At 41.3% G+C, this 15,637-nt stretch carries 12 protein-coding genes and 1 pseudogene; 10 read left to right on the top strand and 3 right to left on the bottom strand.

Annotated features, from left to right (window positions below; all coding sequences use genetic code 11):
- Positions 1 to 92 precede the first annotated feature (92 nt).
- Positions 93 to 1,382 carry a glycoside hydrolase family 125 protein gene (locus Q0A12_RS03830; RefSeq protein ID WP_291291355.1) on the top strand — a complete coding sequence of 430 codons (1,290 nt, stop codon included), beginning with the start codon at positions 93 to 95 and terminating at the stop codon, positions 1,380 to 1,382.
- A 12-nt stretch (positions 1,383 to 1,394) separates the two neighbouring features.
- Positions 1,395 to 2,264 (top strand): ROK family protein, encoded by an 870-nt coding sequence (locus Q0A12_RS03825; protein WP_291291408.1) that lies wholly within the window; start codon positions 1,395 to 1,397, stop codon positions 2,262 to 2,264.
- 191 nt (positions 2,265 to 2,455) lie between these two features.
- On the opposite strand, the gene mgrA is transcribed toward Q0A12_RS03825, so the two are convergent.
- A complete protein-coding gene (gene mgrA, locus Q0A12_RS03820; protein WP_291291354.1) occupies positions 2,456 to 3,454 on the bottom strand; it encodes an L-glyceraldehyde 3-phosphate reductase in 999 nt (332 codons plus the stop codon).
- A 178-nt stretch (positions 3,455 to 3,632) separates the two neighbouring features.
- Positions 3,633 to 4,847, bottom strand: a complete 1,215-nt coding sequence (locus tag Q0A12_RS03815; protein WP_291291353.1) for an amidohydrolase family protein — start codon at positions 4,845 to 4,847, stop codon at positions 3,633 to 3,635.
- Between the two features lie 153 nt (positions 4,848 to 5,000).
- Here Q0A12_RS03815 and Q0A12_RS03810 point away from each other — a divergent pair, with 153 nt between their 5' ends.
- The 5 genes from Q0A12_RS03810 (at position 5,001) to Q0A12_RS03790 (ending at position 11,784) form a co-directional block, all read left to right on the top strand.
- Complete coding sequence (locus Q0A12_RS03810) at positions 5,001 to 7,115, top strand: glycosyl hydrolase family 65 protein (protein ID WP_291291352.1); 2,115 nt, start codon at positions 5,001 to 5,003, stop codon at positions 7,113 to 7,115.
- 23 nt (positions 7,116 to 7,138) lie between these two features.
- Positions 7,139 to 7,270, top strand: coding sequence for a hypothetical protein (locus Q0A12_RS03805; protein ID WP_291291351.1), 132 nt, complete (start codon positions 7,139 to 7,141; stop codon positions 7,268 to 7,270).
- Between the two features lie 220 nt (positions 7,271 to 7,490).
- Positions 7,491 to 8,282 carry a MurR/RpiR family transcriptional regulator gene (locus Q0A12_RS03800; RefSeq protein ID WP_291291350.1) on the top strand — a complete coding sequence of 264 codons (792 nt, stop codon included), beginning with the start codon at positions 7,491 to 7,493 and terminating at the stop codon, positions 8,280 to 8,282.
- Positions 8,283 to 8,286: 4 nt separating this feature from the next.
- Positions 8,287 to 9,729 (top strand): glycoside hydrolase family 1 protein, encoded by a 1,443-nt coding sequence (locus Q0A12_RS03795; RefSeq protein WP_291291349.1) that lies wholly within the window; start codon positions 8,287 to 8,289, stop codon positions 9,727 to 9,729.
- A gap of 219 nt (positions 9,730 to 9,948) precedes the next feature.
- The gene (locus tag Q0A12_RS03790; protein ID WP_291291348.1) at positions 9,949 to 11,784 is read left to right on the top strand and encodes a beta-glucoside-specific PTS transporter subunit IIABC; all 1,836 of its coding nucleotides are present in this window, start codon (positions 9,949 to 9,951) and stop codon (positions 11,782 to 11,784) included.
- Between the two features lie 153 nt (positions 11,785 to 11,937).
- On the opposite strand, the gene Q0A12_RS03785 is transcribed toward Q0A12_RS03790, so the two are convergent.
- Positions 11,938 to 12,810, bottom strand: a complete 873-nt coding sequence (locus tag Q0A12_RS03785) for an AraC family transcriptional regulator (RefSeq protein ID WP_291291347.1) — start codon at positions 12,808 to 12,810, stop codon at positions 11,938 to 11,940.
- A gap of 318 nt (positions 12,811 to 13,128) precedes the next feature.
- Here Q0A12_RS03785 and Q0A12_RS03780 point away from each other — a divergent pair, with 318 nt between their 5' ends.
- The 3 genes and pseudogenes from Q0A12_RS03780 to Q0A12_RS03770 all read left to right on the top strand — a co-directional run.
- Positions 13,129 to 14,505 (top strand): sugar ABC transporter substrate-binding protein, encoded by a 1,377-nt coding sequence (locus Q0A12_RS03780; protein WP_291291346.1) that lies wholly within the window; start codon positions 13,129 to 13,131, stop codon positions 14,503 to 14,505.
- A 12-nt stretch (positions 14,506 to 14,517) separates the two neighbouring features.
- On the top strand, positions 14,518 to 15,447 hold the full coding sequence (locus Q0A12_RS03775) for a sugar ABC transporter permease (RefSeq protein WP_291291345.1): 930 nt from the start codon (positions 14,518 to 14,520) through the stop codon (positions 15,445 to 15,447).
- Positions 15,444 to 15,637: pseudogene (locus tag Q0A12_RS03770) on the top strand (carbohydrate ABC transporter permease); the annotation flags it as partial. The gene Q0A12_RS03775 and the pseudogene Q0A12_RS03770, both read left to right, overlap by 4 nt.

The raw sequence follows: 15,637 nt of genomic DNA, 5'->3' as shown, positions 1-15,637 counted from the left end.
AATAGCCTAGATCCTCAAATGAAGCTTTTCGCAGAAAGCCCCGCAGCTTTGGCTACTTTTGTCAGCTCTTCTTTGTAAGAGGGGAAAAGAAGATGGGATACAGCGAAATACCGAATGTAATTAAGAACTTTATGGAAAAAATCACGTTGCTTTGTGGCGAAGACCATGCAAATTGGGCGGAAAACTTTAATGCGGCATTTGCCAATACCGTATTAACCACAGTGAAGAAACAAGAAGATGGCAGTACCTTTGTTTTGACAGGTGATATTCCAGCGATGTGGCTGCGGGACTCAACCGCTCAAGTCCGTCCGTATCTGTGTTTAGCAAAAGAGGATCAAGAACTGTCTGATATGATTGCCGGATTAGTCAAAAAACAATTTATGTTTATCACTATTGATCCTTACGCCAATGCCTTTAATGAAACAGAAAATTTTGCCGGACACCAAGATGATCTAACCGAAATGAACGGCTGGATCTGGGAACGGAAATATGAGATCGATTCACTGTGCTATCCGATCCAGTTAGCCTATCTGCTTTATAAAAACACCGGACGTACCGATCACTTTGACGAAAATTTTGTTGAAGGGATCAAAAAAGTCCTAACTGTCTTTCGGACAGAACAAGACCATGAACAATCGCCTTATCAATTTGAACGCCAAACAGAACGCCAAGAAGATACGCTGAAGTTCGCCGGCAAAGGCACTCCAGTTGCTAAGACCGGGATGACTTGGTCAGGATTTCGTCCAAGTGACGATGCTTGTGTCTATGGCTATTTGGTTCCGTCAAATATGTTCGCTGTCGTGGTTTTAGGTTATCTTGAGCAAATTTTCTCCGACATTTTAGATGAGCCAGCGTTAGTGACCGAGGCAGCTGATTTAAAGCAAGAGATTCAAGCCGGGATCGAAAAATATGCATATACAACGAATCAGGCTGGTGAAACGATCTATGCCTATGAAGTGGATGGGCTAGGCAATGCCTCTGTCATGGACGACAGTAACGTACCGAACCTAATTTCAGCACCTTATCTAGGGTATGGCACTGTAGACGATCCAACGTATCTGGCTACTAGAAAAACGCTTTTAAGTGACGAAAATCCTTATTACTATCAAGGGGAATTTGCTAGTGGTATCGGGTCATCTCATACACCGCATAATTTTGTTTGGCCGATCGCGATGGCGATGACTGGATTGACGACACCAAACAAAGAAGAAAAAGCCCACATCTTAGACCAATTAGTGTCGATTGATGCAGGAACGCATTTGATGCATGAAGGCATCAATGTCAATGATCCAACAGATTACACTCGTGAGTGGTTTTCTTGGGCAAATATGATGTTTTGTGAACTTGTGATGGATTACTTCGATATTCGAGTAGAAAAGTAGGGATAGTCAATGATGTATGGAGGCATAGAAGCAGGCGGAACAAAAATGAACTGTGCCGTAGCGGATCAAGAAGGGAAGATTATTGCTTCACAGCGAATTGCTACGGGAGAACCCGCAGAAACACTGACCGAAATTTTCCGATTTTTTGATAGGTATGAGCTAGCCGCGATGGGGATCGGCAGCTTTGGCCCAATCGGATTGGATCCAACACAAGCCAACTATGGACATGTTTTGGCAACACCTAAAGTGGGATGGCAAAATTTTGACTTTTTGGGGACGTTAAAACAACGCTATCCGATTCCAATGGTTTGGACAACAGATGTCAATGCAGCAGCCTATGGGGAATTAAAAAAAGGGGCTGCTCAAGACTGTGATACTTGTATTTATCTGACGGTGGGGACTGGGATCGGTGCTGGCGTAATTGTGAATAACCAGTTATTCCAAGGTAAATCTCATCCTGAAATGGGGCATATCCGGATCAAACGGCACCCAGAGGATTCGTATGTCGGCACTTGTCCCTATCATCAGGATTGCTTTGAAGGGCTGGCTGCCGGTCCTTCCATCGAAGCACGAACGGGGCAAAAGGGAGAGACCCTTCCAGAAAATCATCCTGTATGGGAGCTGCAAGCCTATTATATAGCGCAAGCATTGGTCAATTATACATTGTCCTTTGTACCGGATAAGATTATTTTAGGTGGTGGTGTCATGAATCAAACCCACTTGCTGTCAAAAATCAGAGAACAATTTTTGTTGGAACTAGGGGGCTACGTTTCGATTCCAAGCGTAGAAGAGTATATTGTTCCATGGCAACTAGTGAATGAAAGTGGCATCAAAGGCTGCCTGCAATTAGCCATTGATTGGCAAAAAGAATCAATCAACTAAAATGCAGCAAAAAATGTAGCAAAAAAGAACCAAACGAACGCGAGAGTGATTGTACCGAAGCATTGATAGCTTCTGGACAATACATCCTACGGTCGTTTGGTTTCTTTGTTGTTTAAAATGAAGCTTCCGCCTCTTACTCAATGGGGGCAATGATTCCCCAACGGAAAAGGATAGTGAGCAAAATCAAACACTTATTTCTTTAAAAGCGCTAAAATTTCGTCGATCTTTTTTAGTTCATTAGCAGAAAAAGTTAATTGGTCCAAAGCTCGGACATTCGCTTGCAACTGGCTCAAACGAGAGGCACCAATCAATACGCTGGCAACCGTTTCTTGTCGCAACAGCCAAGCCAATGCCATTTCTGCTAAGCTTTGTCCGCGCTCTTGAGCCACTTCATTTAACTGTTTCACAACATTCAGTGTAGGGGCGACCCGTTCTTCTGTCAAAAAGGGACTATCCGAGCGATGCGCGCGGGAGTCTTCGGGAATGCCATGCAGATAACGATCAGTCAATAATCCCTGCGCCAGAGGGCTAAAGACGATTGCGCCTAATCCTTCCTCTTCTAATACTGTCGTTAACCCATCTTCGATCCAACGATCAAACATATTGTAACGAGGTTGATGAATGATGAAAGGCGTTCGTTGTTCTTTCAGAATTTTGGCGATTTCTTTTGTCTGTTCTGCAGAATAATTGGACACGCCAACATAGAGAGCTTTTCCTTGCCGGACTAACAAATCCAGCGCATGAGCCGTTTCTGCCAATGGTGTGTCTGGATCTGGCCGATGGTGATAAAAAATATCGACATAATCCAGCCCTAAGCGCTGCAGACTTTGATCGCAGCTGGCGATCAGATTCTTCTTAGAACCCCATTCGCCATAGGGGCCCGGCCACATATAGTAACCAGCTTTTGATGAAATGATCAATTCATCCCGATAAGCCTGTAAGTCCTCTTTTAAAATACGGCCGAAATTCTTTTCTGCTGATCCTGCAGGAGGACCATAGTTGTTGGCCAAATCAAAATGGGTAATGCCTAGATCAAAGGCGCCTAAGACTGTTTCCCGTTGTTTGGCGATTGGATCCGTATCACCGAAGTTGTGCCATAGACCTAATGAAATCGCGGGGAGTTTTAAACCAGAATGACCAACGCGATTGTAAGTCATGCTTTCGTATCTGTGGGTATTTGCAGTGTACATCATAATCCCTCACTTTTTTGTATTCGTTATCATAAGTAAACCGAATAATCGGATCAGCGTCAAGCAAAATTAGCAAAAGAGTGGTAACCGAATCATTTTTTGTGCAACCATTGATTCGTAAAAAGCCGATTTCCTACATTCCTGTAGCAAATCGGCTTTTTTTGTCAGCAATCATTGGTTATGCTTTGTAGATTGGTTGTCCTTTGAAGAAACTGCAGCTGACGTGACCTTTGCGGGCGACAAATTCAGCCGTTGAAGAAACAGGGGTCAAGAGAAAATCAGCAGAATCGCCAACTTTTGGCCATTTTTGATTTCCTTCTTGGTCTAATGGCACTCTGCCATCTGTTACCAGACCTAATGCTTGAGTCAATGCTTCTTGGGATTGAATACCAAAAATCTCTAAATAACGAGCAAGCTTTTCTTGCAAGGAGCCGTCACCCAGTGAGGACCAGGAATCATAAATATTGTCGCAGCCAATGTGGACGGCAACCCCATAACTTTGTAATTCTTTAAGGGGAGGAATCGTTCCCTGACTGATGGGAATACTTGAAACGATATGAATGTCCAAATCTGCCAATGCCTGAAAAACTTCCTCACGTTCAGCACCTTCAAAATCATTTAAGCCGAAGGCATGGCTGATGAAGACATTTCCTGCCATGGCAGATTCTTTGGTCAGCCGAATGATTTCTTTGATGGTTGCACGACCAGCTTCTTTGCGATCATGCAGATGAATGTCAATGCCAACATTGCCTTTTTTTGCCAGTTCAAAGGTTGTTTTCAATGATTGCTGGTAATCTTGATCCAATGTATAAGGATCAACCCCGCCGATGAAGGATGCTTTGCCTGTGGCTAGTGCTTCTTCAATCAATGTGACCGCATCGGATCGCAATAACCCATGTTGGGGGAAGAGGACTAGTTCTGAAGCAAAGGGCTTGTCTGCTAATAAGTCAGTGATGGCTTCAAAATAGCGCAAGCCAGTCATTGGTTCAATGTCAATATGGGAACGAAAGGACACGACACCATGAGGCAATTCCAAATCGATCAATTGTTGTGCCCGTTCTTTAATCGAAAGGGGCAATGCATCCAATTGAGGAATCTCTGTTTCAAAACGTTCGACTAAGTTGGCTGCCGGTGTGACCGGCCGCCAAGGGGTTCCTAATTTGCTTTTATCCAAATGGCAATGTTTTTCGATCAAGCCGGGTAGTAATAACTGGTCTTGGCCATCGATAACAGTTGCTTCTGTCGTGTTTTTCCATTCCTCCATGGGAAGGATCTCGGCAATTTTTTCCTCACTGATCCCAATTGCCACCCGTTTGGTTCGGCTGCCAGAGGTCCAGCCATTTTCTTTGATGTAGCTTGTTTCCATTCGAATATTTGTTAGCCATAAATCCAAGTAATCGCCTTCTTTCAAGTTTGTTTCATGGTACCATACTCTCTCAGAAGAACCAAAGTAGATGCCCATCCTCGCTGAAGTCGGATCCTTTGCAAGGGGTGTTTAGTAGTGTAGGATAGAACTGAAAGAAAAAAGCGGAGGAGACGAACAGAGATGGATAAAACATTTTTATTGCAGGCACAAGAACTTTCTCATCAGACACCGGAATATTTAGAAACGCTGTTTGCTGTGGGAAATGGTCAAATCGGTGTGCGAGCAGGGCATCCCCTTAAAGTGAACACCAACTATCCCGGTAATCCCGGGGCTTTTGTCAATGGCTTTTTTGACAGTGAACCAATCCAATACGGCGAATGGGCTTATGGCTATGCCAAAGAACATCAAACCATCTGCAAATTACCTAATCTGCGAGGCCTTGCTTTAAGTATCGGAGAAGAGCAGTCGACGGACAGCGTGTGGCAGACGGAACAAATCCAGTTGACATTAGATATGGCAGAAGGCATCCTTCATGAGTCTTACCACGTAGAAACCCCATTAGGAAAAATCTTTGATCTTGAAATGCAATCTTTTGCCTCCATGACCCGTAACGAATTTTATGTCTGTCGTTACACAATCAAAAATGCCAATTTCCCAGAGCCGATCACTGTTTCTCATCCATTGGATCAGCGGTTTTCCGTCAATCAAACAGAGGATCCTCGGGTAGCCAACAAAGAACATCAGCTGCTGAAAGAAGAGCAGGGGGACTATGCCATTTGGACAGCCCCTCATAGTCAAAAAAAACTGGCGATTCGAGTGATAGGCGGCGAGGGGCAAATCCAATCTGGAGAATCCCTAACGACGATTTTTCAACTGCGTTTACAAGAAGCAAAAGGGGCACCCTTTTATCAAGAAGCGGTTGATTTTGAAACATTTGTTGCCGAACAGCGGCAAAGTTATCAGCAGTTTTGGGCAACAAGTGATATCCAGATCACGGGTGATCAAGAATTACAAAAAGGGATCCGTTTCAATCTCTTTCACTTGAATCAGGGGGCAGGACGTGATGGCAGAACCAATTTTGCAGCTAAAGGGTTAACAGGTGAAGGGTATGAAGGCCATTATTTCTGGGATACGGAAATGTATTTGCTGCCATTTTTTACCTACACCAATCCAGACACGGCGAAAGCATTGCTTACCTATCGAGCGAATATTTTACCGCAAGCGCAAAAACGTGCACAAGAACTAAGCCAAGAGGGCGCACTATTTGCCTGGCGCACCATTGATGGCCAAGAAACAAGTGCTTATTATCCTGCCGGCACGGCACAACTGCATATCAATGGTGATATCGTCTATGCCTTTCAACTCTATGAACGGGTCACAGGAGATGCCCGCTTTATTGAAGAAATCGGCAGTGACGTCGTTTTTGAAACGGCAAAATTTTGGCTGAGCTATGGTGATTTCATTGAAAAGAACGGCAAACCTGCTTTTTGTATCAATGGGGTCACCGGACCAGATGAGTACAGTGCATTGGTCAACAATAACTTTTATACCAATAAGATGGCCCAAAACAATTTGTATTATGCTGTTGAACTAGCGAAACGATACGAAAAGAATACGGAGCGGATCGATCAGTGGCAACAAGCCGCAGACCTCATGTATTTCGGTTATGATGAGGCTCGAGGACTGACTAAGCAAGATGATGATTTTCTTGAACAATCGGTCTGGCCTTTTGAAGAAACACCAGCCGACAACTATCCCTTATTGCTGCATTATCATCCGATGATTATTTACAAACATCAAGTCTGCAAACAAGCGGATACCGTATTGGCGCAAATGCTTTATACCGGCGATTTCACTCTTGATCAATTAAGGAAAGATTATCAGTATTATGAAAAAGTCACTACCCATGATTCTTCTCTGTCCCGTTCGATTTTTAGTGTGATGGCCAGCCGCATCGGAGAAACAGAAAAAGCGTATCGCTACTTCATGGATACCGCATTAATGGATTTGACCGATCTGCAAAAAAACGTCGTCGATGGCATTCACGCAGCGAACATGGGAGGTAGCTGGCTAAGTTTGATTTATGGATTTGCTGGTCTTTATTATGATGACGGCATTCGCTTGACCAATCACTTACCAAAAGAAATAACCGAACTAGCCTTTCAGCTTTCTTACCAAGGGGAAGAATTACGCGTTACATTGAGGGATGGAAACGTAGAGTGTCAGCTGGCTCCTGAATCAAACTTGATGATTGAACCAACCTCTGAAGGTATTTGGGTGAAAAAAGACCGCTAGCCTACAAGAGAGAAAAAAGAGCTATGAAAGCAGCCGGTGTTAGAACAACAAAAGTGCCAACTGCTGCAAAAAAAGTACCGGATGGATTGAATCGATTTTCCTTAAAGAATCAACTGGCAAAACAAAGCCGGTTGATTTTTTTCGTCTGTCGGTAAACGAATCTCGTATATTGAAACGCATGTCCATCAAACATACTGGCTAAAGACACTCTTGGAGTTGGCAGTGATTGATGTACGGAAAAGATAGCTAGCCTTGGGATGATGGCAATTGATTTTTCTAGAGGTTTCATCTGGGTGCACGTTCTGCACCCCATTTTTGTAAACGGATACGCTATACTATGGGTACAATCAAACTTGGCCAAGGGAGATTAAAAAAATGGATAATAATCGATTGAATTTTATTTATAAGCTGAATCATATTGTGAATGAGATTGAAGTAGGAACCGTAGAATTTGAACTGGCAAAATTTTTCTTGGATAACTTTAAGAGTGTGGCACGATGGAACATTTATCAAATTGCGGAAGAAAAACATGTCTCACGAGCCTCAATTAGAAGGTTTGCCAAACAATTAGGTTATGAAAATTTTTTAGACATGAAAAGAAACGCGGAAACTTTTGATGATGGCATCGATGAATTTCAGAAATTTTACGGATATGAAGATTTTCTATCAAAACTTCAAACCAATGTTATCTCTTTAATGGAAGAACTCAGTTTACGCTTTAATACGCAAGAAGTCGATCGTTTGGTTCGTCTGATCAATAGCAATCAAGAGGTCATGATTTTATGTTCCAGCAATATCGCAGGGAGTGTCAAAACTTTCCAACAACGGATGGTTATTTTTGGGAAACGAATCACACTGTTGACTTCAAAAGATGATTTGACGATTGCTTTAGCAGCCACGAGCGAACCACTAATCATTGTTTTTTCACTTTCAGGCTTGTTTGTTTCTTCTATGTTAGATGTTTTTAAAGAGATTTCGGCAACCGCTATTTTGTTTACGAATAACCGCAATCCAATCTATAATCGTTACTTTGAAAAATTGTATCATTTAAGTTCACAAACACATGAGAAAGAAATCAATGAATTGCTTTACTATACTTATGGCATTGATTTTGTCCTTGATTTATTATTCAACGGTTATTTACTTAAATATAAGAGAGAAGGCTAATGGCATGCATTTTAAGGATAAACCAACATTTCCAGCTGATTTTTTGTGGGGGGCATCAAGCGCTGCTTGGCAAGTAGAAGGTGCAGTGGCAGAGGATGGTCGCTCGGCAGCGATTATTGACTTGAATAGTAAGAAGAAAAAGCCCTACACCGATAATTCGATCGCGGCGGATCATTACCACAAATACAAAGAAGACGTTCAATTAATGGCTGATGCAGGATTTACTTCGTATCGTTTTTCTATTGCTTGGCCTAGAATTTATCCCGATAATTCCGGGGTTCCCAATCAATTAGGGATTGATTTTTATAATCAGTTGATTGATGAACTAGTTGCTCACGGCATTACACCAATCGTCACGTTATATCACTATGACATGCCAGTGTGGGTAGATGAAGAATTTAATGGTTGGTATGATCGAGGAATCATTGATGCCTTTGATCAATATGTCAGAACCTGCTTCAATGCCTTTGGAGACAGAGTAAAATATTGGCTAGCGATCAATGAACAAAACATGCAAATCGTCTATGGAGATTGGTTAGGCGTCTGTAAGTATCCAGAAACATGGTTTGAAGACAAATGGAAAGTTAACCATATTATGAATCTCTGTCATGCCAAAGCAGTGATTGCTTGTCATGAGTTAGTCGAAGATGGAAAAATTGGTCCTGTTCCTGGAATGGTCCCTTTTTATCCAGAATCTGCTAAACCAGAAGATCAGATCGCAGCAATGAATGCAGAAGAATTAACGGAGAAAATTTGGAACGATTTTAATGCAAATCGGGAATACAACGGATTTATCAAACGTTACTGGAAAGAACACAATATTGATCCTGATATTCGCCCTGGAGATATGGAGTTAGTTGCTGAAGCAAAAATTGACTTTTTTGGCATCAATTGTTATCGCAGCAATGTTGCAAAAGAATCACCAGTCGACTCGCAACTTCAGGAGATTGGGTTGAATAAGTCTGGAAAGAAAGGTGAATTCGTTTATCCAAATTATCCAGGAATTTTTGCTCAAACAGTGAATCCGTTTGTTGAGACCACAGACTGGGATTGGGAAATTGATCCCGTTGCCATGCGTTACTTATTACGGTATATGGAAGATCATTATCATTTACCGATGGTCATTACAGAAAATGGCTATGGGGCTCATGAAACGCTAGGAGAAGACGGCAAAGTTCATGATCAAGAACGAATTGCTTTCTTGAATGATCAAATCTATCAAGTTGGATTAGCCATTGAAGATGGCGCAAAAGTATTTGGCTACAATCCATGGTCCTTTACCGATTTATTGAGTACAGGAAATGGGATGGCAAAACGCTACGGACTTGTCTATATCAATACAACCGATGAAGCCTTGTTAGACCTACGGAGAATTCCTAAAGACTCCTATTATTGGTACAAAGAAGTGATTCATTCAAATGGGCAGTCCTTGGAAGGCCCAAAGTAAGCGGAGCACAATCTATGACATGATACGAGTCTTGGACAATTAATGACAAAATAATTCTCGAACGATAGGCACTGTGATCCTTCGCAGATTTGCGAATCGAATCTGCAGGATCGCAGAATTTCTATCCTTCGGAGAGTCTGTCGCAATATTTCTGTCACAACTTTAAGAAATAATTGGAAATGAAAGCGATTTATATAATGAAATGAGGATGAATCGGCTATGGCAAACTATAATGATTTAGTTGCGTATATCATCGATCATATCGGCGGAATCGAAAATGTGCAAACAGCCAACCATTGTGCCACTCGGTTACGACTCCAACTGAATGATCCATCAAAATTTGATGACGATCAACTGAAAAAAAATAAATTAATCTTAGGCACAGTTAAAAGGGATCATGATGTTCAATTGATCATTGGCCCAGATGTTCCTAAAGTATATGCTATTTTTATGGAAAAATTAGAACACAAAAGTCAAAGCACCACTCCTGATCGCAAATCCAGAAGTATAAAAGATTATGGCGCATTGGTCGTTGATTTTATCAGTGGTACCTTTGTTCCGGTATTGCCTATTCTTGTAGCAGCTGGATTGGTATCTGCTGTTTTAAATATTGGTGTGACCTTTTTCGGATTGTCTGCGGATAGTGGAACTTATACGATTTTAAATGCAGTGAATGATGCAGGATTTTATTTTTTACCCATTTATATCGGCTTTAGTGCTGCAAGAAAATTAGGTATCAATGGCATGATGGGCATGTTCTTGGGTGCGATCTTAGTTCATTCACTGATCAATGGTGTCGAAGGTCTTACGTTTTTAGGGCTTTCTGTACCGACTATGAGTTATAATACTACAACGATTCCTGTGATATTCGGGGTATTATTTATGGCTGTGATTGATCGGATCGCAGATAAATGGATTCCTCAGTCTATCAAATACTTTGTAAAACCATTACTTGTCATTTTGATCACCGTACCGGTCACATTGATTCTGTTAGGCCCTATCGGAAATGCGGTGGGTGGCTATATCGCTAGTGGGCTGAGCTTTTTGTATGACAAATTAGGTTGGTTTTCCGTTGGCTTGTTGGGTGCGGCCACTCCATTGCTTGTGATGACTGGAACAAATCAAGCACTGTTTCCACTTGTTTTTGCAATGCTAGGAGATTATGGCTACGACTCATTTGTCATGCCAGCCATGTTGGCAGCTAATGTCGCTGTAGGGGCTTCAGCGTTGGCCATTGCCTATAGTGAAAAGAATACAGAAAAACGAGCATTGGCGCTTTCTTCAGGGCTAACAGGGGTGATGGGGATCACCGAACCAGCGATTTTCGGCGTCTTGATCAATTACCGCAGTGCTTTTATCGGGGCAATCACTGGTGGGGCAGTTGGCGGGATTCTGGCAGGATTTGTTCAGCTAAAACAGTATGCGGTAGTATCGCCAGGATTAATTGCTATTCCAACGTTTATTCCAACGGATGGCTCTGGGTTTAACTCAAACTTCTGGTTTTCGATCGTTGTGATTCTGCTTGCGATTTGTGTGTCATTTGCCCTCACTGTTTTCTTGGAAAAGAAGCGTATTAGAGAAAACAAACTCAATCAGGCGAATGAAGCTGTAAAAATAAATAGCCCTGTAAAAGGAACGGTTGTCTCTTTGGAATCAGTGAATGATCCCATGTTTGCAGAGAAAATGATGGGCGATGGTATGGCGATTCTTCCTGAGGATGATGTTGTTTCTGCTCCATTCGATGGCTATATCATTATGACAACACCAACAAAACATGCTATTGGATTAAGGGGAGAGAACGGAGTAGAGCTGTTGATCCATATTGGTATCGATACAGTCCAATTAGATGGTCAAGGATTTACGCTTCATGTGGCAGAAGATCAGTATGTCAAAGCTGGAGAGCCACTGATCACTTTTGACCGAAGACAAATCAAAGAAGCTGGTTATGATCTAACAATTCCTGTCATCGTCACCAATACATCTGAACATGAAAGTTTTGCTAAAACAATTCAAGAAAAAGTAATGATGGGGGATTATTTATTTTCTACGAATTAAATACTTGCTGTAGTGGCATAGGTAAAGGTAGCCTGAAGTAACTATCCAAAAAGAATCAACTGGCAAAACAAAGCAGGTTGATTTTTTGAACAAAGCAAGTGTCGTAAACAAAAAAGGGATCTGTGAAAATCAGATCTCTTTTTTGCGTAATTATTAGTGATCACCAAAAATACTTTTTTGAAACTTCATAGGGGAAGTGCCAACCATTGATTTAAAGACGTGATGAAAGGTTTTGACGCTAGAAAAACCTGAACGGGCAGCTACTTCTGCCATGGGAACCAGCTCTGTTCCTAAAATATATTTTGCCCGATGGATGCGGTATTCTGATAGATAACTGGTAAAAGACATCCCGATATTTTTCTTGAAGAAGCGTGAAAAATAACTAGGACTAAATCCTACATGATCAGCAACATCCTGGATCGTGATGGCATGCAAATAATTGGATTCGATATAGTCGAGGATCGTGTCGATCTGGAACAATGTCTCACGATTCTTCAATGTACTGTCTAAAGCGGCTTTTTCTTTTCTTTTGGTCTTTAATGGCAGTTTGTATAAGAGATTCGCTAATTTATAGAGACTACTCAAAATACTGTATTGATACCCTTCCCGCTGATCTTGATTTTCATAGTAAATAGAAAGTAAGATGGTCTGGATTTCTTTTTGGATTGGATCAGGCCAATCCTTACTATAATTGACGACAGTCTCAAAGACTTTGGCTAAGGGCCGATCATTCGGTGAAATATTGTCGTGCCCTTGAAAAAGCTTGATGTCGAATTGATAAACGATTCGTTCACTATTCGGTGATGATAAGAAGAAATGAGGTTCACCGCTTGCGAAAAAATAAACTTCGTCTTCATGCATTTGAATGATCTCGTCATCCACCCCTAATTTGACAGTTCCTTCCAAACAATAAATAAATTCGATTTCTTTGTGCCAATGAGGATAAGTGATTGACCAACCTTCATTGGTGAAGGTTTTAAAAGGAAATAATGGATTGATTTCAGGAATTTCCAAGTATAAGCTCATGTATTCTACTCCTTTGTTCTATAGATAGTGATGCGGTGTTACTCTCTTAATTTTACTGTGTGATGTGCCTGATAGAATAAATGTAATCGATTTCTAATTTAGAAAATAGAGCCAAACAAAAATCGGGAATAAGGCACACATAACTCGGGAAGAAATATGTAATTTCATTTTGTATAGTAGTAGTTGTAAAGAAAAACAGATAACGTTATTTTTACAGGATGAGTGTTTCTGTTGCTAAAAAAATAAACCGACTGATTTTCTTTTTGGAATATTTGTATGCGTATACAAATGGAATATAAAAAGGCAGGAGCAAAGAAGATGAAAAAAATTGTTCTACTCATTTCTACATTGGTCATTGGGGGAAGCCTCTTGTTGTCAGGATGTGGAAGCAATGATGATGGCGGGGACCAAGCCGATAAAGTGACCCTTAATTTCTCATTTTGGGGGGATACTTTAGAAAAGGATTCCATCGATAAATTGATCAAAAACTTCAATGAGTCACAAGATGAGATCCAAGTAAAAGCGCAGCAAATTCCTTATGATAACTATATGGAAAAATTAAATACCCAAGCGAGTACCAAAACCCTTCCAGACGTCGGCTATATGGTTGAAACAAGCACGGCAGAATGGGGTGCAAGTGGCAATTTAAGAGACTTGACTGAGTTATATCAATCAGGAGGCCCATTTGAGAACAAAATTGCAGAAACGCGCTCTGAGTATAACGGAAAAGTCTTTGGTTCACCTGCAGGACCAGGAATGTTGACGTTGTTTTACAGTACGAAATATTTTGAGGAAAATGGTGTTGAGCTGCCACCTCATGACGTCAATCAAGCGTGGGATTGGGACAAATTTGTATCCATTCTGAAAGAACTGACAGTCGACCGTAACGGCAATCATCCAGGGGATGCTGGTTTTGACGAAAAAAATATCAAAACCTATGGGATCTCCAATTTTACTGGTCTAGGTTATGAATCTTTCTTAATCAGCAATGGCGGTGGGGTGATTAGCCAAGATGGAAAACAGATTTTGATCGGCACAGATGAGTCCATAGAATCCTTAGAAAAAATTCAGGATTTGATGTACAAAGATTATGTAATGCCGAAACCTTCCCAGGCAAGTACGATTCCATCTACTGATACTGCAATGCTGACAGATAGGGTAGCGATGACGATCACAGGATCATGGGACTTACGTTCTCTGGGGGATGCCATCGAACAAAAGGGACTGGCACTAGGAATGGGGATCTTGCCAAAGATGGGGGATAAAGTCGTTCAAATGAATTTTGGCCCACCGATCGTAGTCTTTGACAATGAAAATACGCAAAAACATTGGGAAGAAACCAAAACATTTTTAGAATATTTGTTGGATCCAGAGAATAGTTTAGATGTTATTGATTCAGGATTATGGTTACCTAACCAAGACAATTGGTTCTCAGATGAAACGTACCTTCAAAAATGGGCAGAGAGTGATCGTTCACCAGAATTTAAGAAAGAAGCCCTAGTAGAAGCAAAAGAACAGGCATTAACTAAAAATAAAGCCTTCTACAGTGAAGATGCTGCTTCCATCGAACAAATCGTGAACCCCGCGTTAGAACAAGTCTGGACTGGCAAGAAAGCTCCCAGAGAAGTAGTTGAGGAAGACATTTTGCCAAAACTAGAGAAACAGTTCGGGGATAAATATGAGTATGTGAAGTAGGTGGACGAAGGAATGGAAACCGTTAAAGCAAGCAAGAAACATAAAAAGAAACAATATGATTTATACAAAGAAGAGAATCGTGCAGGGTATGCTTTTGCAGCCCCTGCAATTCTCGGATTATTGATTTTTACCATCATACCAATGATCGTTAGTCTCATTCTTAGTTTTACGGATTATAATGTCATCGGTGAGTTCAAATTTACCGGCATCGATAACTACCGTACGATTTTTATGGATGATCTGTTTTTCAAAAAATCAGTGGTTGTGACGTTTACATTTGCATTAGGGAGCACGTTGAGCAGTTTGATTGCTGCATTAGTGATCGCATTGTTGATGAATGTCAAAGTTCGAGGACAAGCCTTTTTCCGAACGTTATTCTATTTGCCGGTGGTAGTTCCAGCAGTAGCTTCAAACATATTATGGATGTGGTTATTCAACCCGGATTTTGGCTTGTTGAATTCTGTTTTGCAATTCTTCCATTTGCCGCCGTCTAACTGGATTTTTGATGAACAAACAGCGATCCCTTCTCTGATTTTAATGGCCGTATGGGGCTGTGGCGGCACCGCTCTGGTTTTCTTAGCTGGGTTGCAGGATGTTCCTCAAGACCTGATGGAGGCTGTGGAAGTAGATGGCGGCAATTGGCGCCATAAATTTTTGTATGTGACATTGCCAGCCATCTCACCAATCATTTTCTTTAACTTAGTGATGGGATTAATTGGGTCCTTCCAGACCTTCTCGCAAGCATACATTATGACTGGAGGCGGCCCCAATAACGCGACCTTGTTTTACGCATTGTTGATCTACCGCAAAGCATTCCAAGAAAATCAGTTTGGTTATGCATCCGCATTGGCATGGATCTTATTTGTGATTATTGGATTGTTTACTATGCTGGTTTTTGGTACGGCAAAAAATTGGGTGTATTATGGAGGGCAAGAAAAATGACCATGAGAAAAGCAAAATACATGATGTATATTCCATTGGTAGTGATTGGAGTAATCTCCTTGATCCCATTTTTATGGTTAGTACGCAGTTCATTCATGGATTCTTACGAAATTTTTGAATTCCCACCTAAATGGTTGCCGAATCAGTTATTATTCTCTAACTATTCAGAGGTTTTTCAAATTTTAGATTT

The organism is Enterococcus sp. (assembly GCF_022711995.1).
Classification (GTDB): domain Bacteria; phylum Bacillota; class Bacilli; order Lactobacillales; family Enterococcaceae; genus Enterococcus_D.
The sequence above is the reverse complement of the archived record's forward strand: the minus strand, read 5'-3'. Positions and strand labels throughout refer to the sequence as shown.

Coding starts and splice junctions, on each gene's coding strand:
- Q0A12_RS03830 (WP_291291355.1), top strand. CDS start 93: ATGGGATACAGCGAAATACCGAATGTAATTAAGAACTTTATGGAAAAA.
- Q0A12_RS03825 (WP_291291408.1), top strand. CDS start 1,395: ATGTATGGAGGCATAGAAGCAGGCGGAACAAAAATGAACTGTGCCGTA.
- mgrA (WP_291291354.1), bottom strand. CDS start 3,454: ATGTACACTGCAAATACCCACAGATACGAAAGCATGACTTACAATCGC.
- Q0A12_RS03810 (WP_291291352.1), top strand. CDS start 5,001: ATGGATAAAACATTTTTATTGCAGGCACAAGAACTTTCTCATCAGACA.
- Q0A12_RS03805 (WP_291291351.1), top strand. CDS start 7,139: ATGAAAGCAGCCGGTGTTAGAACAACAAAAGTGCCAACTGCTGCAAAA.
- Q0A12_RS03800 (WP_291291350.1), top strand. CDS start 7,491: ATGGATAATAATCGATTGAATTTTATTTATAAGCTGAATCATATTGTG.
- Q0A12_RS03795 (WP_291291349.1), top strand. CDS start 8,287: ATGCATTTTAAGGATAAACCAACATTTCCAGCTGATTTTTTGTGGGGG.
- Q0A12_RS03790 (WP_291291348.1), top strand. CDS start 9,949: ATGGCAAACTATAATGATTTAGTTGCGTATATCATCGATCATATCGGC.
- Q0A12_RS03785 (WP_291291347.1), bottom strand. CDS start 12,810: ATGAGCTTATACTTGGAAATTCCTGAAATCAATCCATTATTTCCTTTT.
- Q0A12_RS03780 (WP_291291346.1), top strand. CDS start 13,129: ATGAAAAAAATTGTTCTACTCATTTCTACATTGGTCATTGGGGGAAGC.
- Q0A12_RS03775 (WP_291291345.1), top strand. CDS start 14,518: ATGGAAACCGTTAAAGCAAGCAAGAAACATAAAAAGAAACAATATGAT.